A 21,694-nucleotide genomic window follows, 5' to 3' on the forward strand; every position below is an offset into this window, starting at 1 on the left:
CTGAGTCCGATACAATATCGACATCAGGCCTTGGTTGCCGCTTAGAAATGAGTCCAACTTTATGGGGTCACTTCAAAAAGCGCCTTTTTTATTACGTTTATTCGCTTACTTCTTAGTGCTAAGAGCGGTAAAACGCTTGTTGAACTTGTCAACACGACCACCAGTATCAACGTTACGCTGCTTACCAGTGTAGAAAGGATGGCAAGCTGAACATACGTCCAAGTTGATATCTTTCTTCAAAGTTGAGCGAACGACGATTTTGTTTCCACATGAGCATGTTGCAGTCATGTCTTGGTAGTCTGGATGTATACCTTGTTTCATGGATTACCCTTAAAGTAAGGCCGTATCGCTATCCAACCCGAAGTTGAACACCATACGCAAATTAAATTCAAATTATGCGATCAATGCGGCTTGCCGCAAAGAGCCGGGCATATTAATGTAACACCTTGCCCCGATCAAGCTCTATTGCTGAATATATGGACAATTATATAAACTTCAACTGCCCATACTCTTAAAAACCACCAACTTAAAAGACGATTAGCCTGTTATGCCCATTATCCGCGTCGCTGTTCCTGTTCCCAAGCGCCAATTTTTTGAATATCAACACACCGGCGCCCTTGAACCAGGTATTAGGGTACGCGTGCCATTTGGACCTCGTCAATTAATTGGAGTCGTGCTTGACACAACCGAGCATTCGCAATGGCAAAGCAATAAGATCAAGGCCATTATTGAAGTACTCGACAGCGAATCAATTTTCAGTCCTGTTCAGCTCAAGCTTTGCCAATGGCTAAGTCAATACTATCAACACCCTATTGGTGATGTACTGCATAGCGCCATGCCTGTATCACTGCGCAAGGGTGGTTCAAGTCAGCCTAAACCTGTTAGCTATCTGTGCATCACAGAAGAAGGTCGGCAAGTGTCGCCAGAGAGCCTAGGTAAAGCACGCAAACAACAACAATTACTCGTGCAATTACAAAAAAGTGAAACACGCTATTCTAGTGTCATGTCCGAATATGCTAGCACTACTGTCAAGGCCCTAATAGAAAAAGGATTTGTTAGTCAATTCGAGCGGGTACCGTCACTGGATACCAACTGGCTGGCACATTTGAGTATTGGCGATAAACCCACCCCGAATATTGAACAAGCCATCGCCATTAGCCAAATCACTGGCAAAATTGGTCAATACGCCAGTTTTTTAATCGAGGGAGTAACCGGAAGCGGAAAAACCGAAGTTTATCTGCAAGCCATAGAAAGCGTACTAAGCAAAGGACAACAAGTACTAATTTTAGTACCTGAAATAGGCTTGACCCCGCAAACAGTGCAGCGTTTTGCTGAGCGTTTTAATGTACCTGTGGGCATTTTGCATTCAAATTTGACTGACAATGAGCGCTTACTCGTTTGGCAACAAAGTTATGCAGGTCAGCTACCCATTATTATTGGTACCCGCTCAGCCATTTTCACCCCTATGCGTAACCCAGGTATGTTAATCGTAGATGAAGAGCACGACGCATCTTACAAACAACAAGATGGTCTGCGTTATCACGCCCGCGACCTAGCTGTTATGCGCGCAGTGCAAGAAAACATTCCGCTGGTTCTCGGTTCTGCAACCCCTGCGCTTGAATCGCTCAACAATGCATTGAATGGCAAATATGAACACCTTATTTTAAATGAGCGGGCGGGCAATGCCTCGCACCCAAAACAACAAGTGCTGGATATCCGTAACCAACCTTTAGAATTTGGCCTAGCGAAAGGCATTGTCGAGCGCATTGGTCAGCATTTAGCGCAAGAAAGTCAGGTCATGTTATTCATTAACCGCCGTGGTTACGCTCCAGCATTAGTCTGTCACACATGCGGACATGTGGAAGAATGCCCAGGATGTAATAAACCATATACCTTGCATAAGCAGCTTTACAAATTACAGTGCCACCACTGTGGCAGTGCCAAAGCGATACCCAAACGCTGCCAAAGCTGTGGTGGCACTGAACTTGGTGCTATGGGTATCGGTACCGAGCAGCTAGAGCAAGGTTTACAACAGCTTTTCCCGCAATATAAGAGCGTGCGCATCGACAGTGATAGCGCTAGAGGTAAAAATCGTCTTAACGATATGCTGGATAAAATTAATCGCAACGAATACCAAATTCTTATCGGTACACAAATATTGTCCAAAGGACATCATTTCCCGAACGTTACGCTGGTAGTGATATTAGAAGTAGATGGCGCTCTTTTTAGCGCCGATTATCGGGCCGCAGAGCATCTTGCCCAATTGGTTACACAATTAGCTGGGCGTGCTGGGCGTGCCGAAAAACCTGGCGAAATGTGGCTACAAACCCATGACCCCAGTCATCCCTTGCTACAAGACTTGCTCAATAATGGCTATTCTCACTTTGCTCGCTATGCATTACTTGAACGCCGGCAAGCGATGCTACCCCCGCATACTTATCAAGCACTATTTAGAGCGCAGTCAACTGATGCTCGCTTAGCCAATCAATTGCTAATTGATATCGCGACCCAATTTAGCTATTCAAAACATGTCCAGTGTATCGGCCCTCTGCCGGCTTTGATGGAAAAGCGTCAAGGTAAATTTCGCATGCAGTTAGTTTTAATGAGCAACAATCGTGGCGCACTGCAACATGCTTTGGCACATGCCATGCCTAATATCGAACAACTACCGCTGGCCACTAAAGTACGCTGGGCATTAGACGTCGACCCACAAGATTTCATGTAACGTCCTTGGGAATGAACGTTGCCGTTAGCAATGCAACACTCAATAGCGGATGTTATTTCGCCTTAATACTAAATTGTGATTGAGGATTAATCTGAGCAGGGTAAAATCCGCGACTCTTCTAGCCTTAGTATTCGGATGTTAAAGATGGCTCACAAAGATTATGTCGCTCGAGGGCGAAACCCTAAAACCCCTCCAGAACCAGAAAAGCGCTCTTTACCTTGGGTACGTATTGTTGTCACGTTGGCATTGCTCTTCGGTTTTGGCTACTTTTTATGGTCAATCAATGACAAAGCGGAAGATCCTGTCCATAAAAAAGCCAGTACCAAAAGTGAACAAGTAGATCCTTTACCTGATGCACCAGAAGAAGAATGGGAATTTATTAAAACCTTGCCTGAATATAGTGTTGAAGTTGACGTAGAGGAGCGCGAAGCATCAGAAAAACGTTATTTGATGCAGTGCGGGTCTTTTAGGAAACAAGGTCAGGCTGAGGAATTAAAGGCACGCATTGCCTTTCAAGGTTTGGAGGCACAAGTGCGCGCCAGTGATGGCTCATCAGGACGTTGGTATCGCGTTATTATTGGTCCCTATGAAAGCAAGCGATTAGCCGAAAAGCAACGTCATACATTACAGCGCGCAAAAATAAACGGTTGCCAAATCTGGTTGTGGAATTTGTAAACCTCTCGTTCATTGCGCTAACTTAACCTCTCAACAAAGGAGCTGCTGTTCGGTAGCTCTTTTTAGTTCAATTCGTTTACGTTTTGACTCTTCTCCGTTACTTGAAAATTTATGATTGCTCCCCACATCTAAGTCAATTGTCGTAATGTCCAACCCCATTTTAGTGGGCATTGCTGTTAAACCATTGAGGAATTTCTGTGACTACAATCGTATCTGTACGTCGCGGTAACCAAGTTGTTATCGCTGGCGATGGCCAAGTTTCACTTGGCAACACCGTAATGAAAGGCAACGCAAAGAAAGTGCGCCGTCTTTATCATGACAAAGTCATTGCTGGCTTTGCTGGTGGCACTGCTGACGCCTTCACCTTATTTGAACGTTTCGAGTCAAAATTAGAAATGCATCAAGGTAATCTAACCCGTGCCGCCGTCGAATTAGCCAAAGATTGGCGAACTGACCGCATGCTACGCAAGCTCGAGGCTTTATTGGCTGTAGCCGACGAGACAGCTTCTTTTATTATCACCGGTAACGGTGACGTTGTTCAGCCAGAAAACGACCTAATTGCTATCGGTTCAGGTGGACCTTACGCTCAAGCTGCTGCGAGTGCCCTATTAGAAAATACCGAATTAAGCGCAGAGGAAATAGCCCAAAAAGCCTTAACTATTGCCGGTGACATTTGTGTGTTTACCAACCATAGCCAAACCATAGAAAAAATTGATTATTAACGTTCGTTGTTACTAGACGATACAGACGCCGTACACGCGGCTGTTCAAGTCCAAATATATAAGGGTTAACTTATGTCAGAAATGACCCCAAGAGAAATTGTCCACGAATTGGACCGCCATATCATTGGCCAAAAAAATGCAAAACGCGCCGTATCAGTTGCCCTACGTAACCGTTGGAGACGTATGCAGTTAGACGGTGACTTACGCCAAGAAGTCACGCCAAAAAATATTTTGATGATTGGTCCTACAGGTGTAGGTAAAACCGAAATCGCTCGCCGTTTAGCAAAACTGGCTAACGCACCGTTTATTAAAGTTGAAGCGACTAAATTCACCGAAGTGGGTTACGTTGGTAAAGAAGTTGAAACTATTATTCGTGATCTTGCTGATATCGCCGTGAAAATGGCTAAAGAACAAGAAACGACAAAAGTTAAGTACCGCGCTGAAGAAGCCGCTGAAGAGCGTATTTTAGACGTATTATTGCCACCAGCTGAAAATCAATGGGGCGAAAAAGAAAAGAATGAAGATAAAGGTACTCGCCAGACTTTCCGTAAAAAATTACGTGAGGGTCAGCTAGACGATAAAGAAATTGAAATTGATGTGGCCTTACCTCAGGTTGGCGTAGAGATCATGGCCCCTCCAGGCATGGAAGAGATGACCAATCAATTACAAGGCATGTTCCAAAATCTATCTGGATCCCAGAAGAAAAAGAAAAAGCTTAAGATCAAAGAAGCCTTTAAACTATTAATTGAAGAAGAAGCTGCTCGCTTGGTCAATCAAGAAGACTTAAAAGCTAACGCCATTGAGTCCCTTGAACAAAACGGTATCGTTTTTATCGATGAAATCGACAAAATTTGTAAGCGCGAAGGCTCTACCAGTGGTGGCGATGTTTCTCGCGAAGGTGTTCAGCGTGACTTGTTACCTTTAGTGGAAGGCTCAACGGTGTCCACTAAACACGGTATGGTGAAAACTGACCACATCTTGTTTATCGCATCAGGTGCATTTCAGATGGTTAAACCTTCTGATTTAATTCCTGAGTTGCAAGGCCGTTTGCCAATTCGGGTAGAATTGGAAGCGCTCACAGCTCATGACTTCATACGTATTTTAACGGAGCCAAACGCGTCCCTTACTGAGCAATATATCGCTTTGCTTAAAACTGAAGGTGTCGACGTTGAATTTACCGAAGAGGGTATTGAGCGTATAGCTCAGGCTGCATGGCAAGTTAATGAGCGTACCGAAAATATTGGCGCGCGACGTTTGCACACTGTAATGGAACGTCTAATGGAAGATATTTCGTTTGATGCTTCAGAAAAAAGTGGCGAACAGCTCACCGTCGATGCGAAATACGTGAATGATCACCTAGAAATGCTGGTTGAAAATGAAGATTTGAGCCGCTTTATTTTATAATCGACTTAATGCAACGATCAATAGAAATCCTAAAGACGAAGTCAGCTTAATGGCTTCGTTTTTTTTGCCCTGAACCTTATCCATCTATTTAGCCGGCAAACTGCTTATCCGCTAACAAACATACAATGTGTATAGTTAATTCTTCTAGTATTTCTTTTGTGATTATTGTGGCATTTAATTTTACGTAGACTTCTTTGCCCCTAAATTCGTTATTTTGGTATTGTTATTGGGCATGGCTCAAAGTTCGGTCGACCTACACGAGCAACGAAAAGAGACCGCATCAGAATGGACAACGCATTTACGCTTTGAAGGCTGCACTCACTGCGCTTTACTCATGATTAAAGCATGTAAAAAAATCGCCCCCGCAGAGTTAGTTCTAATTCTGCTGCTTTTTCTCAGAGTATGAACTCGTACTTGCACATTGGCTTAGGAACATGACCCTAAATAGAAGAAATTACCATCCCAAAGGAGGATGGTAATTACATGGCGGCGCAAAATACTGACGACGACTGCGCTTTCAAATACATTTTATCTGATTTGCTAACCTAAACAGGCATAAGCCTGCTTAATCAAGTTTTGGCTGCGCGCGTCACCAACCAAATCTGGGCTCATTTGGTTACACACATAACCCATAGATAAACGATTAATCGGATCATGGCAGCCAAATGAACCGCCCCATCCGCTATGTCCAAAGGTCTTGGGCTCTTTGCCATAAGTGTTAGCTAGCGAATTAACCACCAACCCCATCGCCCAATGTACAGGCAAACCAATTAAGTCATCCGAGCGGCTACTCTGTACTTCAGTGGTTAGAGCTAGGGTTTCAGCACTGATTAAGCCTTTTTCAGCACTGTATAATTCATATAGACTAGCCACCGCATTTGCACTGCCATGGCCATTTACCGCTGGTAGCTGAGCACAGCGGGTTTGGCTTTTAAGCATAAAATCAGCTCTTAACACAGGATTAGTCATACTCGCAAGCGCGTAGCTAGGCATATTTTTAGGCATAGAAGGAGCACGCGTTGGGGCAAATAAGTCCGCAATTCTAGCGTGTTGATTCTCGGGTAAACCGATATGAAAATCGATATTGCTTGGATGACAAATATTTTGTTCGAGATATTCACCTATGGTTAATCCCGATACTCGGCGAACCACTTCCCCCACTAAAAACCCAAACGTAAGCGCTTGATAGCATGTTCTAGAACCCGGTGGAAAGAACGGTGTTTGAGCCGCGAGTTTCGTACAACATAGCTCCCAATCAAGTAAATCATCCAATGTGGTGGGCGTTTCAAATGCGTTCAGACCTGTTTGATGAGACAACACTTGCGCTAAAGTTATGTCTTGCTTGCCGTTTATGGCAAATTCAGGCCAGTGCGTAGCGATACGATCGTTATATCCCAAACGCCCCAGTTCGACTAAATGCGCAATACACAATGCAGCTATGCCTTTGGTCGTCGAGAATACATTGACTAGAGTGTCTTGTTGCCAAGGCTCGAGGGCTGCGTTTCGCGTACCACCATGTATATCAACGACAAGTCTTCCTTGATGAAAAAGGGTAAACGCCGCACCTTGCTCGATCGTCGCACTTTGTGGATCAAAATTGGCTTTGAATGCGTCAACCACTAAATTAAATTCAGGCTCCCAAGTACCTTTTATTTCAACTGATGACATAAAATACTCCCACTTTAATGGCAACTATCAGGGCGTAATCACCTTGCTATTAGACCTTTTTAACACGGTTAAAAGCGTAAGTAATATCAGCGTTTTTTATGTCTATTTATTAGCCATTCAGTAAATTTCGAACCAAGACTTTGGCTACATTCGAATCAATGGACATTGAGTCGCAGAGTTTTTGCTTGAAAGTACTGCTTCTTGGGTCAAGTTAGAAATTTGTTGTTGCGTATCAAGCGCATTAACATCACTCGGTTTATAAGCTAATGCTTTATTAATCATCATCCTTGCTTGGCTCTCGCAGCCCAGTTTAGCTAACGCGTAGGCATAATTATTTAAATAAGGCACATTATCTTGTGCATATTCATAGCCCTTTTGATACCAAACAACAGCTTGTTGGAGATCATTCATTAGGTAATCGTTAGCTAATAAAAAATAACTCAACCAATAGTCTGGCCACGTCGATATAGCCGTTTGTAATGCGGTTTGACCTACTTGCTTTTTCCCGGTACTCAACAAATCTTGAGCAGCTTGGGTATAAGCCAGTGGCATAAATTGACTGCTTATTTTATCTCCAGGAACTGCCGCCAACAGCCAATAATTCCCTCGAGCCCACGTCCGCTCAAACGTCGAAAAATTAAGTCTATGTCGCTCAGTTTCTCCCGTGTGCAGAATCACTTCTTGTGTACTTATGTCGTAACCAATAACGACCGCATAGTGCCACATGGGTAACCAAGAAATAGACACATTCTGTAAAACGACTACCGGAATGTCATCTCGAACAAGCCCGATCAATTGATGAAAATTTCCTTTTTCAGCATAGGCTAACAAACCCTGTTGGCGGCTTGCAGAAACCATTTCAAGTTGCAAACTACCTTCTAATGCAGGTACGAATAAGTTTGGCGCAATTTTTTGCGGTGTTGAATCCGCACCGTAAAAATTAAATACTTCAGCTAACGTAGTAGGGCCACAATAAAACGCTTGTTGGGAATAAAAAGGCACATTAGCAATTTCATACTTATCAGGGAAGTTGTGCGTGCTGGCGAGTAATTGCTGGCTTTGGGGGGCACTTTGACACGCGCACAATAAATACAAAAGGCTGACAACGATGCCAGCCCTGCATTGTTTAAGCATAATATTAATGGCTCTTGATAACCCGATGATTAATGATTAATCGGACGAATGAAGGGATAAACATCAGTCACGCCTAGTAAATCAAGTAAAGCAACCACGGCTAACACAGTGACAATGGCTCCGACGATACCGCCTGCGGGCATGTTGTTCATCTGTTCGTTCAAAGAGTTTAACTCGCCTTGTGTCATGCTGTTGATGCGATTTTTCGCATCAACAGGGCTAACGCCTAGCTTTTCAAGCTGCGCCAACACATCTTGACTATCAACCATTCCCAGCACTTGCTGCTTACTAAATTGGTATTGCGCCTGATTCAAAACGTCGTTTGAGGTATACACCCCAGCGGATGCTGTACCTAAGCCAATGGATAAAACTAATGTGCTAATAAGTGTGATTAATTTAGTCATAGTGTTCTCTTTTTTATGTTATTAAATGTGGGCTAATGCAATCGTGACGAATTCACGACACTCCAACATTTGTTTTTACATATAGCGGTTACCTCGCACCTATAAAATTGTGACTCGACAGGCCCTCAATAGTGTTGCGCTACACTTGGTACTTTTACAAAAAATATACAAGCAATATACAAGTAATGCGCCAAAGACAAAAACGATTGAAATACAACAATTAACTATTTAAAAACAATAAGTTAATTAAGTTAGAAGAACGTAAAGGTTTAGCTGTTGTCGCAAATAACCAACGAAAAAAGAAAAGGCTACATGACTTATGTAATTAGTTCACAGTTCACAAAGCCACGCTAGCGGCCAAGCAGAAACTCCTGCGGGTTATGAGCTAACTAATGCAGTGTATTGATTTTCGCTTGATACAGTTTTTATCATCAGACAAATACGATATCTGCATCGCCTTTTTAACGATGCTTCGGCATGACCCATTTCGCCTAACTGATATTGCGCTTTCGCCAAACCAAAAAAGCTTTTATGTAAGTATGGCGCTATAAGAGAGAATATATCTACAATGCTGGGGACGTGTGTAGTTTGAAGTGGTCTTTAGCGATTTCTAAATCAGTATTTTTAGCTGTCTCAACATAAACGTCTTCGCTAAGTGCATGACTACTGCACCCAACTAATACAAGAACGGCTAATATTATCGCAGTTAAATACCTGTCATAAATGAACCGCATTTAACATCCTGTTTTAAATGGAAATGACACTTAAAACGAGTATTTGCTATTTGTACACCCCCCCTAACAACAGAGTTTCCTTCCACTAGTTTTCCTCACATGGGTAGGCTTTTTTAACGGCTTCATATACCTCACTTTCCACAGTCTGCCTATGGTTTAGCTCATTTGGTAAAGCATTCAGTACCGACACAACCACGTCATGATCGACATCCGCATCAGGCAAGCAAAATTTAGCTAAATAAGTTTCGGCATCAGTCGCTCTTGATTTACCCACTCGGGTTCGTATAGCTCGTTGAGAAAACGAACTCATCCCTTTGTTGTCTTCTAATCCACGCATTATCTGAGTGTCTGTGAGCACAGCTCCATGTAAGAAGCCCTTAATAAATTGGTAGCAAGTTGAACTGGGTGATGGCTTTATATTTTGTTGATTAGCAGATTCAGATTTCAGCACTTGGCAACTCTGCCACACTCCATGGGCAGTATCATTGCCTTTCGAGGATTTGGTATCCATCATAGCGAAAGATACATTAGGTAAAATCGCTAACCCTAGGCCCAGAAAAATAACCTGATAAGATTTATTTTTTATAAAATTGTTGATCGATAAATTGTGCATAGCATTCTCCACAGTTAAGTCTGTTGAGCGGCATTACGCTCAATACGTTCTTTAGATTTAGCGTTACTTCTGGCCAGCAAAGCAGCCCCCAACACGGCAGAGATCAACGACCCAAGCAACACACCCACTTTTACGCTAGTTTGATACGCTAAACCTTGCTCCTCGAATGCCAGACTACCGATAAATAAACTCATGGTAAAGCCAATACCACACAGCAAACTAACACCATATAACTGGACCCAGTTGGCCCCTTCTGGCAATTTGGCTAAACCCGTTTTTACGGTTAACCAACACACGCCAAAAATACCTAGCTGCTTGCCTACAAACAGACCGGCAGCGATCCCCAGAGTAATAGGGTTGAGTAAGTCAGACAAACTTGCTCCAAATAATGATACTCCCGCATTGGCAAAGGCGAATATTGGCAGCACCACGAAGGCAACCCAAGGATGAAGCTTATGCTCAAGATGCGGCAACATAGGGTGACCATCTTCGTTCCTCAGCTTAAGGGGAATAAACCAAGCTAAAGCGAAACCGGCTAAAGTTGCGTGAACCCCGGATTTAAGTACCGCAGCCCAAACCACCACGCCAATTAAGATATAAGCAGCCTGGCGACGCACATTGAAATGATTAAGTAAGAACAGCGCAAATAAACCGACAAAGGCGACAATCAGCGAGGTCGTAGATAAGTCCTGTGAGTAAAACAGAGCTATAATCACGATCGCACCTATGTCATCAAAGATAGCGACGCTGAGCAGGAACAACTTTAAGCTCAGTGGTAGAAATTTGCCGAATATAGTAAAAACACCAACGGCAAAGGCGATATCAGTAGCGGATGGAATTGCCCAGCCATTCACCGCAACAGGATCGTCAGCGTTAAACCACACGTAGATAAGAGCAGGAAATGCAATTCCTGCTATTGCGGCAACGGCTGGCAAGGTAATCTGTGAAATAGAGGACAGCTGTCCATCAAGAATTTCTCGTTTGACCTCAAGTCCCACCAAGAAGAAAAATATAGCCATGAGTCCATCGTTAACCCATAACAGTAATGGCTTTGCGATTTCGAATGCACCAAAACGGATGCTGACTGGTATTTCCAGCAGTCCATTATAAAAACCAAATGCTGGAGAGTTAGCTAATATCATTGCAACTGCAGCGGCAATAACAAGGATCACGCCACCTGCAGCTTCGTGTTGTATTAATTTACTTAAGTAGCTTGGCACGTTCATATTCTTCCATATAAGTAGGTTAGCACGGTCATATTCTTCAATATCTAGAATATCCTATGCCACCTCAATATTTTAGACTTTACCTGAGGTGTTTCAAGTATTTAATATATACGTCAAGTGTTTTGCACCTCCCCCTTCAAACAATCAGTAAGCAAATTCCCACACTCGAAGCCTATTTTGCCTTTGATTTATTTGACCGAGCAGGTAAACGACTGCAATTAAATAGTCAGAGAAAATTGACTTACAATTTCGCCAAAGACATTTTTAGTGTGGGAACCGAATGATTAATTTCAGTGAAAAACCAACGGCAAAATCAGTAATTAGTGTTATGAGTTGATGTAATAGACGGGTTACCAAAAGTACGCACCTTTAATATTTTTCAGCCGTGTCTTCCTCAACATTCTGATGTGCGGCTAGTATCTAAAGAAAGGGATTTAAATAGTCTCAGCGCTGAACTGGTATTGAATAAAATTGCTGGCTTATTGCCTGACAAGCCTTTACCACGCTCGAGCAAGATTAAAGCCTACAACCATCTATTGGAGTACAGCGGCTTGGTTTTTTTCTCGCTCGAAATCAGGCCCATGAATATATTGATAATTTCCCGCAAGTTTAAACAGTAAACCGTTTTTAATTCCAGGCAGATAAATCTGCTCAAAAATTATCGATTCTGGCCTAGTTTGCCTAACATAGTATCCCCTTAAAATATCAACCGATGTTTGAAGATGGTGCGCTTATGAAAGTTTTTGCTCAACGTGGCTATGGTGTATTTTGCTCACTCACATCGGTAGAAATCGATATAGAGAAACAATATACAGTGAAAGTGATCCGTAGAACTTATTCGCTTACAGAGTGCTTGTATCTTATTTTACCCGAGCGCAAGGTTAGTAACCCTTGGCTTACTCCTTTATTAACCCCCACGGCTAAAAAGTAATCGCTCTCACTCGTTTTTATATACACGCCTCGCATTGTATGTTTTTTAACCAAAAAGCTAGTAAAGTACGGTAAACCTGCTATCAATTTAAGAGGAATGAATAGATAGCAGGAGGCACATCATGTTCTTTCGAATAGAATCCGCTGCTTTAGCACTGCATCGTTTGGTTATGCTGCTTGCTCCCCAATGTTACACACTGGGCTTTATCAGCGAATTAAAGCTCACGATTTTAAGCAATGAGTCATTATCATGTTAGGGGCAGTGAGTGCAGATTTGCTCAATGTACGTAGCATGCCCACGATCACTAGCGCAGTTGTTGGCCAACTAACCAAGGGGATGGTCATTGTTGCCACGCCTATGCAACATGATTGGGTACAATTTAGATTCAGCGGCACATTTGGTTTTGCCGCTGGATATTACTTGCAAGCTGTTAACGATCTCACCCGACTGACGGGCACGGTGAATACAAATCTATTGAATATCCGCCAAGGCCCAAGTGCTAGTACAAAAGTAATAGCGACTCTCGCCCTTGGGGCCTCGATAAAAACATTGGCAGTCGTCGGTGATTGGCTAGAAGTAGAGTTTAATGGCCATCAAGCCTATACCTTCGCAAAACATGTAGACTTGGTTTATGCAAATAACGGCTATTACGCCACTGTAACGGCTAGCGCGTTAAACGTCAGAAGTGCACCTAATCGCCGAGGTAGCGTTTTTGGTCAGCTAGCTGTTAACAGCACAGTGTGGGTGGAAGGCGAGCAACAAAACTGGTGCCAAATTCGTTTTAATGGAAACCGGGGCTACGTGGTAAGTGCCTACTTACAGCCCACTCCTGCAGTTTCTGAATTATCCTTTGTTATATCAGCAGACCATGAAGGTGAATTATTTGACGAAGAGCAAATTGATGACGAGTTCCCCCCATTGGCACAACCGCAAGACACTCAACCAAAACTAACGCCCGATATAATTCTAGCCGTCGTGGGCACCAAAGAGCAGCGCGCCGTAGCAGCAACATGGAATCGTTGGGGCGCATTACTTAGTCAGCTGTGCTCTGAAAAGGAGTTAGCGGTAGCCTGTGCAGTCGCTGTGCTATGTGTCGAGAGTCGAGGGAAAGGCTTTGAACAAAATAATGCCGATCGACTCATTATCCGCTTCGAGAATCACAAATTTTGGAAATTTTGGGGAAAACACCACGCTCAACAGTATCGCCAGCATTTCACTTACAACCCAAAAAAGGTATGGACCAAGCATCAATGGCGAGCTAATCCTGCGGATCCTTGGCAAGGGTTTCATGGCGAGCAGTCTAGAGAATGGCAGGTATTTGAATTTGCCCGCAGTTTAGATGAAAACGCCGCAATGCAATCAATAAGCATGGGCGCTCCCCAAATCATGGGGTTTCATTTTGAACGCATTGGTTATCAGTCTGTGGTAGAGATGTTCGATGCTTTCTCTATGGGTGTCCCCGCGCATATTGACGGATTATTTGAATTTTTCAATCACACCATGCGCCAACATTTACGAGACCAAGCTTTTGAAAACTTCGCCGCGTTATATAACGGCAGCGGACAAAAAGAATTGTACGGGCGACTAATCGCTAATCATTACCATGCGTTCCATAAGTTACTCCCGAGCGCTTAACCCCTTTATGCCCATCAAGATAGGCTAGGAGCAAGATCATGAACGTATTTTCTTTTATCAGTAATTTATTTGAACCCGCTGTGAAGTTAGTTGACGAACTTCACACCAGCGACGAAGAACGCTTACAACTGCAAAGTCAGATCAAGGCGGTAGAAAATGAATTGCTTGCTAAGGTGATCGACTACGAAAGTCAATTATTGCAAAGTAAGACTGCCATTATCACCGCTGAGGCCACCGGACAGTCTTGGATACAGCGCAATTGGCGACCTATAACTATGCTGACTTTTTTGGCGCTAGTTGTAATGGACAGCTTTGGCTGGTTGCCCAATCCATTAGCTAAGGAAGCTTGGATTTTATTACAGATTGGTTTAGGAGGTTATGTAGCAGGACGGTCAGCCGAGAAAATCACTCAGCAGTATTTGCAAGCTAGACCGGCTGACAGTAAAACAGCCCCAACGGCTAAAGGGTGATTTTTTAACCGTCCAGCCTTGCTTATGTAATCTACACACCCGTACACCACAAGTTACGCCAAGTTTACTCGATACGGATGCATGCAGCGCGCGTAGTATATTGTCGATACATGTAGTCGATACGCAACGCACCAAAAAAAAGCAAAAATACTCGCCCAATTAAATTCTGCACCAAAATGGAACGCCCGGTTTCATTATTGTCGATACGGTTTTTGTCTTTGTTCAGTCAAATATGTCAAGCCAGCTTGCTCACAGGGACTATTTTCATTGGTTTTAGACGGTATATCAGAGAGCTAACTGGAAAATTTTGACTATTGTTATTCTTGGCGATAAAAACAGCATTTTTTGGCGCGTTTATTGAATAGATAAAATCTATTCAGAGGAAGCACTTCAACGCTATGAATGCCACTCAGCTTACAAACACCTATTTTACGCTTAAGGAAACTCTATGTCTGGTCACGCTTCACGCTTAAACGCTATTACGCAAATCACCAACAGAGCACCAATGCAGTGCAAGGCTCCGCAACCTTTGACTGATATTTGGGCAACGGACGTATTTGGCTTAGCAAAAATGGAAGAAGACTTGTCCAAGAATGCATTTAAAGCCATTAAAAACACCGTTACGACTGGCGCTCCTCTAGATCCCGCTACTGCAGACGTTGTGGCGTCAGCAATGAAAGTGTGGGCGATCAGTAAAGGTGCAAAGTTTTTCTCACATATTTTTTATCCTATGACCAACATCACAGCTGAAAAGCATGATGGCTTTATTATTACCGACCCTGAAGGGGCGGCCATCACAGAATTCACCGGTAGTCTGCTTATTAAAGGTGAACCAGATGGTTCATCTTTCCCTAACGGCAGCTTGCGCATGACCAACGCTGCTCGCGGATATACCGCTTGGGATCCAACAAGCCCAGCGTACATCATGCATACAGCAAATGGCGCAACGTTGATGATACCAAGTGTATTTATTTCTTGGACGGGCGAAGCGTTAGACAAAAAAATTCCACTATTGCGCTCAAATGCCGCAATGGATAAAGCGGCACGTAAAGTACTTAGCCTAATGGGCGAAGACAAGATTGCGCCACTCAATGCCAGTTGTGGTGCTGAGCAAGAGTATTTCTTGATTGATGAACATTTTGCTAATTTGCGCCCTGATTTATTACTAGCTGGACGAAGTCTATTTGGTGCCCCTCCGGCGAAAGGTCAGCAATTTGATGATCATTACTTCGGTGCCATTCCAGCCCGTGTACAGGTTTTCATGCAAGCTTATGAGGACAAACTATATCGCTTAGGCATTCCAGCAAAAACCCATCATAACGAAGTTGCTCCTGGACAATTTGAAATAGCGCCTTATTTTGAATCATCCAACGTTGCCGCTGATCATCAGCAATTGATGATGACCTTAATGAAAAGCACCGCCAAAGAACACGGATTTTTATGTTTATTACATGAAAAACCATTTGCGGGCGTAAATGGCTCAGGTAAACACGTTAACTGGTCAGTAGGCAATGCCACACAAGGTAACTTGCTGGATCCAGGTAGCACCCCCCACGATAACCTTAACTTCTTATTATTCTGTGGTGCTGTTATCCGCGGTGTACATAAACATGGTGGTTTACTTCGCGCGGTTATAGCCTCTGCATCAAACGATCACCGTTTGGGAGCCAACGAAGCCCCACCAGCAATTCTGTCTGTCTATTTAGGCGACCAGCTTGAAAGCGTATTTAATGACATTAAAGCCGGCAAATTGCTTGAAAAGGCCCAAGGTGGCTTAATGGATTTAGGCTTGTCGCAAATTTTAAAATTTGAAAGAGACCCGGGCGATCGTAACCGTACTTCGCCATTCGCATTTACCGGCAATCGCTTTGAATTCCGAGCAGTTGGCTCGTCTCAATCTGTATCGGGTCCTTTGGTTGCAATGAACACTATGCTAGCCGATTCACTCGACTGGATTGCTGAAAAACTTGAAGCTGCTCTCGCTAACGGCACCGATAAAACGGCAGCTGTAATCATAGTGCTTAAAGAGTTAATGGAATTACACGGTAACGTAATTTTCGGCGGTGATGGCTACAGCGAAGCGTGGCACAAAGAAGCAGTTGAAGTGCGCGGTCTTAAAAACTTACCCACCAGCGCTGATGCGTTACCTGAGTTTAAAGACCCAGCGGTGGTCGATTTGTTTGTCAAAACAGGTGTCTTGTCAAAAGATGAGTTGTTAAGTCGTTTCGAAGTCTACGCGGAGCAGTATATTTTATCCCTAGAGGTGGAAGCTAAGTTAGTGATCGATATGGCAACCACCCAAATATATCCTGCGGTAACCCAACACCTAACGCATCTAGCCGATGTTAGCCAAACCCTTTCAGGTCTGAGCTTAACATTGGAAAACACAGATTTAGCTGAAGCGGTTACCCAAGCTAACGCAATGATGAGTGCGGTTAACGAACTTAAAGCGGCTTTGGAGGAGCATGATTTTGGCAGTACTGAAGCTCATATGAGCTTCAGTGCAAAAACCCTATGCCCACTGTTAGTTAAGGTACGTGAGCACGCAGATAAATTAGAAACAATGGTTGCGGATGACTTATGGCCATTGCCTAAGTACCAAGAAATGTTATTTATTAAATAAGCTTAGTTTGTTTCGCTAAGGCCATCGTGTCGTTCGTACAAAAGTCTATTATAAATAGTAAGAAATAACTAAAAGGAGCTTCGGCTCCTTTTTTAATATCAGTTCTGGCGATGCGCTTGGTCATTTCTTATTTTGTCACACTCTTTAACTTGTAATTGCATCATTCATCACTATCATAGCGTGACTTTTATTGATGGATTGAATTGAATTTCATGTGGGTTTGGCGCGCGTTTATTTTCAGCTTGAGTATTGCTCTTTTTACAGCAATAGTTAGCCCTGCCCGCGCGACAGAAAATCTATCTCAATTCACAGACAATATCGTTATCGCTGCAGCGCCTATGCATACAAATGGGAGCGACCTCGAACGTGTAAAAGCACATATAGCCTATGATCAGTTGTCTCGTTCATTACTGTCGCCCAATAGCCTATTTGAGCGTGCGAAGACGCCAGTCAAGCGTGCTAACGATCGAAATGATAGTGGCAAAAACGACCATAAAACCCCCGTTTATGAAGTCAGGTTTAACCACAATGTCAGCTTACCGCCTTTCGAGCGTCAAGCTGCCAGTGCCTTTGGATCTACATTTCAAAGTGAGCCGATATTTGTCTTAGTGCATGAATTTCTACCTGAAATTTTAGGTCTAAAATATTTCTTGGCGCCGTTAACAGCTAACAATGCTGTACCATGGTATTTACGACCAGACGCACCAAATACTCACAGCCGCCTAGCTGGCTGGAAAGACGGAAATACCCAGTATACCGGCACCCTCACCTACTTAAGTTAGTACGTTCTCGCGCTTCTACAGCGCACATTTCTTGTTAGTACATCTATCTAGAATTTAATTTCGCGCGTGCGTATTACTACGCTTGTGCTGCCCCATCTGACCGAGACGCTTTGAAGCTAATCATTTGGGTAAATATGAGAACAAAAATGCGTAATACTAATACAAAGCCCAAGCATACTTGGCAAATACTGGTGATCATTATCACTGTGGTCATTCTGGGACTAAATGCTATTCCCACTTTATATGGCAATAATAATGCCTTGCTAATCAGTGGCGTTAACCCAACCCAATCGTTGCCCAATCCGCAACAACTGCGCACAATAATGCAGCAAGAAAACATTCAAGTTGAGCAAATAATCAATGGCGATAATGATAGTAAGATCGTTATCGGTGGTGATGATGAAGCACTTATTCGCGCTCAACAGCAGCTTAAAAATAGTTTAGGTGATGGTTATCAAGTACGCTTGGGCAACCAGTCTGCTGCACCTAAATGGCTTCAAGGACTAGGCATGTCACCTATTAAGTTGGGCTTAGACTTGAGCGGTGGTGTGCTGTTCGTATTAGAAGTTGATACCAACAAAGCTGATCAAGAACGCATTAGTAATGCTAAAGATGAAGTGTTACAGATCATCCATGACCAAGGTCTACGCGGTATGAGCGTGAAAACCTCCACCTTTGATAACAACGTTGTTAACGAATCACTCAAATCAAGCCAGCCACAAGCAAGTCAAGTCAACACGGATGAGAAAATTGACTTGGGGTTTCTGAGCCATCAAGCCTCCCAAGTAAAAGCGGTGGTCAGCGAATTACAACAACGTTTGCCGGGTATTATTTACGCGCAAACAGGCGATCGCAGCGCGACCTTAGCTTTTTCAGAACAGAGTGTTAATACCTTTCATCATGAAATTATGGCACAAGCGCTGACTACTTTGCGTGGGCGTATCGAAGAGTTAGGCATTACAGAGGCGGTCACCCAGCGCCAAGGAAAAAGCCGAATTCGCATCGAACTACCAGGTGTAAAAGACCCTGAACAGGCCAAACGTATTATTGGTGCCACCGCCTCATTGGATTTTTACGAAATGGCGGGGAGCGGCGTTGTAGGTGCGAAAACTTTTACTGATGAAAACGGTCGCCGTTTACGCGTCGCTCCAAAACCGATTTTCACTGGCTCTAACATTGAAAACGCCAACTCAGGGCGGGATGAAATGGGTATTGCTCTGGTAAATCTGTCTCTGGATGGCATCGGAGGTAAAAAGATGTCGGAGTTTTCTAGAGATAATATTGGTAATCCTATGGTGACTATTTTTTCCGAGTACCATAAAAATAGTGCTGATGAGATGATTAAAAATAGTCGAGTGATCAGTGTAGCAACCATTCAAAGTCAACTAGGAAATCGCTTTAGTATTACCGGTTTAGACAGCCCTCAAGCTGCATCAGATCTTGCATTATTGTTACGTGCTGGCTCGTTAGATGCGCCGATTACCATTGTGCAGCAACGAACAATTCAAGCATCACTTGGTACAGAAAATGTCAGCAACGGTATTATGGCATTAGCCATTGGCTTGGGTATCACCTTGGTTTTCATGGGCTTGTGGTACCGCAAGCTTGGCCTTATAGCCAATGTCAGCTTAGTGCTTAACCTAGTGTGCTTATTAGGCTTAATGGCGTTATTACCGAACGTGGTGCTGACGTTACCTGGTATCGCGGGACTGGTATTAACCGTTGGTATGGCTGTTGATACTAACGTACTAATTTTTGAGCGGATAAAAGAAGAACGCACACGAGGTCGAAGTAACTTTATGGCTATTGAGGCTGGCTACAAAGAAGCTTTCGCCACTATTTTAGATGCCAACGTGACCACCATGATCACGGCGCTAATTTTACTTAGCATTGGCTATGGCCCAGTCAAAGGGTTCGCTATGACTTTAAGTTTAGGCATTTTGACCAGTATGTTTACCGGTGTATTTGTCTCCCACGTGCTGACAAATATCGTTAAACCTAAAATCACGGTTAAACATCAGGAGCTAACCTCATGAGTACAAAATCTATGAGCAATAAATCAATGTTAAGTAGCGGCACAAATATCCTTAGCAAAACGCCTGCGGCACCATTAGCTAGGTTCAGTAAATATCGTTTGGCGGGTTTTTATCTCGCCATTACCTTGATGGTACTTTCGGCATTCGGTCTAGGATTTAAAGGACTTAATCTAGGTTTGGATTTTACCGGTGGCTATATGACCGAGTTCACCACGTCACAAAGTATCGACAAAGGGCAAATGCAAAGTCAATTAGCTACGCATTTAACCGGTGACTTTGAGCTAAATAGTCGATCGGCTGATACCCAATGGACCATTCGTCAGGCAGATGGCACAGCGAACGTCATAAACAAAGATTGGCTAAGTAATTTCGCTACGCAAACGGGTTATGATATTACCCCTCAAGATTCGGTTTTTATAGGCTCACAAGTGGGTTCTGAGCTAGTCGACAACGGTGGTTTAGCAATGCTTGTTGCGGCAATAGCCATGATGATGTATTTAACTTGGCGCTTCGAATGGCGCTTAGCTTGTGGTTCATTAGTCGCACTAGTTCACGATGTATTAGTAGTACTGGGTTTGTTCGCCTGGCTTGGCTTACCATTCGACTTAACCGTACTTGCCAGTGTATTGGCGATAATCGGTTATTCATTGAATGATTCTATTGTCATTGGCGATAGACTTCGCGAGGTTATGCGCGCTAAAACCAATATGAATATAAGTGATATAGTCGATACTGCTGTTAAATCGACCCTAACTCGTTCGCTTATAACGTCAGGCACTACATTGGCAACCATAGGCGCAATCTGGATATTCGGCGGTCAGCCTCTGCAAGGCTTTGCTATCGGTCTTTTTGCTGGTGTGGTATTTGGTACTTTATCATCAATCGCGGTATCGGCCACTATTCCACAACTGATTGGCTTAAACCCAGAGTTCTACCAGCATCGCGCTCAAGAATTATTGGTTAACGACGAGCCATAGACATAATAGCGATCTAATAACATCAGATAGAAAACGCCCACATTAGTGGGCGTTTTGTTAATATACCCGACTCCCAACACACAGGTGATATCTCGATAATGCAAAACTGCGCCGACTCCCTTATCGTGCTTGATTTCGAAACCACAGGACTGTCACCAGATATGGGCGATAGAGCTATCGAGATTGGGGCTGTTCGTTTAGAAAAAGGCGAGATCGTTGAGCGCTTTCAAGCGCTAATGAATCCAGGAAAAAGGGTTAGTGGCTTTATTGAAAATTACACCGGTATTACTAATAAAATGTTAAGCAAAGCAGCTCCCTGTGATGAAGTAATGGAGCAGTTTACGCACTTTATGGGCAACAGTAACCTTGTGGCCCATAATGCGTCTTTTGATAAACGTTTTTTAGATGCTGAATTACGCCAGATAGCGAGAAGCTATGACGGTTCTTTTGCTTGCTCTTTATTGGTCGCAAGACGTTTATATCAACATGCCCCTAATCATAAGTTGGGCTCGTTAATTAGCTACAAAAATATTCCTTCACTGGGGGGCTTTCACCGAGCGTTGTTCGACTCAGAGATGACCGCAAAATTGTGGATAGCCATGCTTGAAGATATTTCTCAACAAACAGCACAAGCAGAAGTGCCTTTTGCATTCATTCAAAAGCTGAGCAAAACACCGAAAAAGGCGGTGGGTAGATTATTGTCTTCGATAACGTCGAGCGAGAAAGTGGCACCATTGTGATAATTAGATCTCACTCTCGGACTTACCTTCTCCAAACGGAAAAACAGATTTTTTCCAGAATGTGACAAAATATGCGTTTTGCACCCTATAAAATTCTTAAATAGCAGTTTCATTAGCATAAATAAGCGTTATTAGTAGCATGGGGTTATCCATCCCAGATTCTAAAAAGGTCCCACTGCCCCTCGCTTAACGAAG

Annotated in this window: 18 protein-coding genes; 12 read left to right on the top strand and 6 right to left on the bottom strand. The window is 43.4% G+C overall.

The genetic code is table 11. The annotated features are described in order from the left end of the window. Positions 1-105 precede the first annotated feature (105 nt). Positions 106-321, bottom strand: a complete 216-nt coding sequence (rpmE, locus tag GQS54_RS21640) for a 50S ribosomal protein L31 (protein ID WP_158771608.1) — start codon at positions 319-321, stop codon at positions 106-108. Between the two features lie 226 nt (positions 322-547). Between rpmE and priA the strand changes: the two genes are divergently transcribed. The 4 genes from priA to hslU all read left to right on the top strand — a co-directional run bounded on the left by priA (position 548) and on the right by hslU (position 5,526). Beyond that, positions 548-2,725, top strand: coding sequence for a primosomal protein N' (gene priA, locus GQS54_RS21645; protein WP_166426002.1), 2,178 nt, complete (start codon positions 548-550; stop codon positions 2,723-2,725). Positions 2,726-2,869: 144 nt separating this feature from the next. After that, positions 2,870-3,400 carry an SPOR domain-containing protein gene (locus GQS54_RS21650; protein ID WP_166426003.1) on the top strand — a complete coding sequence of 177 codons (531 nt, stop codon included), beginning with the start codon at positions 2,870-2,872 and terminating at the stop codon, positions 3,398-3,400. A gap of 197 nt (positions 3,401-3,597) precedes the next feature. Continuing rightward, a complete protein-coding gene (gene hslV / locus GQS54_RS21655) occupies positions 3,598-4,122 on the top strand; it encodes an ATP-dependent protease subunit HslV (protein ID WP_166426004.1) in 525 nt (174 codons plus the stop codon). 72 nt (positions 4,123-4,194) lie between these two features. After that, a complete protein-coding gene (gene hslU, locus GQS54_RS21660; RefSeq protein WP_166426005.1) occupies positions 4,195-5,526 on the top strand; it encodes an HslU--HslV peptidase ATPase subunit in 1,332 nt (443 codons plus the stop codon). A 540-nt stretch (positions 5,527-6,066) separates the two neighbouring features. Here the strand turns inward: hslU and GQS54_RS21665 are convergent. The 5 genes from GQS54_RS21665 to nhaA form a co-directional block, all read right to left on the bottom strand. Then, positions 6,067-7,194 (bottom strand): serine hydrolase domain-containing protein, encoded by a 1,128-nt coding sequence (locus GQS54_RS21665; protein ID WP_166426006.1) that lies wholly within the window; start codon positions 7,192-7,194, stop codon positions 6,067-6,069. Between the two features lie 144 nt (positions 7,195-7,338). Beyond that, complete coding sequence (locus GQS54_RS21670) at positions 7,339-8,328, bottom strand: PA2778 family cysteine peptidase (RefSeq protein ID WP_166426007.1); 990 nt, start codon at positions 8,326-8,328, stop codon at positions 7,339-7,341. A 29-nt stretch (positions 8,329-8,357) separates the two neighbouring features. Beyond that, positions 8,358-8,732 (bottom strand): PA2779 family protein, encoded by a 375-nt coding sequence (locus GQS54_RS21675; RefSeq protein WP_166426008.1) that lies wholly within the window; start codon positions 8,730-8,732, stop codon positions 8,358-8,360. Positions 8,733-9,551: 819 nt separating this feature from the next. Next, positions 9,552-10,079 (bottom strand): Rap1a/Tai family immunity protein, encoded by a 528-nt coding sequence (locus GQS54_RS21680; protein ID WP_166426009.1) that lies wholly within the window; start codon positions 10,077-10,079, stop codon positions 9,552-9,554. 14 nt (positions 10,080-10,093) lie between these two features. Beyond that, positions 10,094-11,299, bottom strand: coding sequence for a Na+/H+ antiporter NhaA (gene nhaA / locus GQS54_RS21685; RefSeq protein ID WP_166426021.1), 1,206 nt, complete (start codon positions 11,297-11,299; stop codon positions 10,094-10,096). A gap of 739 nt (positions 11,300-12,038) precedes the next feature. Between nhaA and GQS54_RS23375 the strand changes: the two genes are divergently transcribed. The 8 genes from GQS54_RS23375 to GQS54_RS21725 all read left to right on the top strand — a co-directional run bounded on the left by GQS54_RS23375 (position 12,039) and on the right by GQS54_RS21725 (position 21,499). After that, positions 12,039-12,236, top strand: coding sequence for a hypothetical protein (locus GQS54_RS23375; protein WP_240920038.1), 198 nt, complete (start codon positions 12,039-12,041; stop codon positions 12,234-12,236). A gap of 249 nt (positions 12,237-12,485) precedes the next feature. After that, positions 12,486-13,871, top strand: a complete 1,386-nt coding sequence (locus GQS54_RS21695; RefSeq protein WP_166426010.1) for an N-acetylmuramidase domain-containing protein — start codon at positions 12,486-12,488, stop codon at positions 13,869-13,871. A 38-nt stretch (positions 13,872-13,909) separates the two neighbouring features. After that, complete coding sequence (locus GQS54_RS21700; protein ID WP_158771631.1) at positions 13,910-14,341, top strand: 3TM-type holin; 432 nt, start codon at positions 13,910-13,912, stop codon at positions 14,339-14,341. Between the two features lie 448 nt (positions 14,342-14,789). After that, positions 14,790-16,964 (top strand): glutamine synthetase III, encoded by a 2,175-nt coding sequence (locus GQS54_RS21705; RefSeq protein WP_166426011.1) that lies wholly within the window; start codon positions 14,790-14,792, stop codon positions 16,962-16,964. A gap of 212 nt (positions 16,965-17,176) precedes the next feature. Next, positions 17,177-17,746, top strand: a complete 570-nt coding sequence (locus GQS54_RS21710) for a hypothetical protein (RefSeq protein ID WP_166426022.1) — start codon at positions 17,177-17,179, stop codon at positions 17,744-17,746. 146 nt (positions 17,747-17,892) lie between these two features. Next, on the top strand, positions 17,893-19,782 hold the full coding sequence (gene secD / locus GQS54_RS21715) for a protein translocase subunit SecD (RefSeq protein WP_166426012.1): 1,890 nt from the start codon (positions 17,893-17,895) through the stop codon (positions 19,780-19,782). Beyond that, positions 19,779-20,759 (top strand): protein translocase subunit SecF, encoded by a 981-nt coding sequence (secF, locus tag GQS54_RS21720; protein WP_166426013.1) that lies wholly within the window; start codon positions 19,779-19,781, stop codon positions 20,757-20,759. The genes secD and secF overlap by 4 nt, the downstream gene beginning before the upstream one ends. A gap of 98 nt (positions 20,760-20,857) precedes the next feature. Next, positions 20,858-21,499, top strand: a complete 642-nt coding sequence (locus tag GQS54_RS21725; protein WP_166426014.1) for a 3'-5' exonuclease — start codon at positions 20,858-20,860, stop codon at positions 21,497-21,499. Positions 21,500-21,694: the final 195 nt, after the last annotated feature.

This window comes from Paraglaciecola sp. 20A4 (genome assembly GCF_011378905.1).
Classification (GTDB): Bacteria; Pseudomonadota; Gammaproteobacteria; order Enterobacterales; family Alteromonadaceae; genus Paraglaciecola.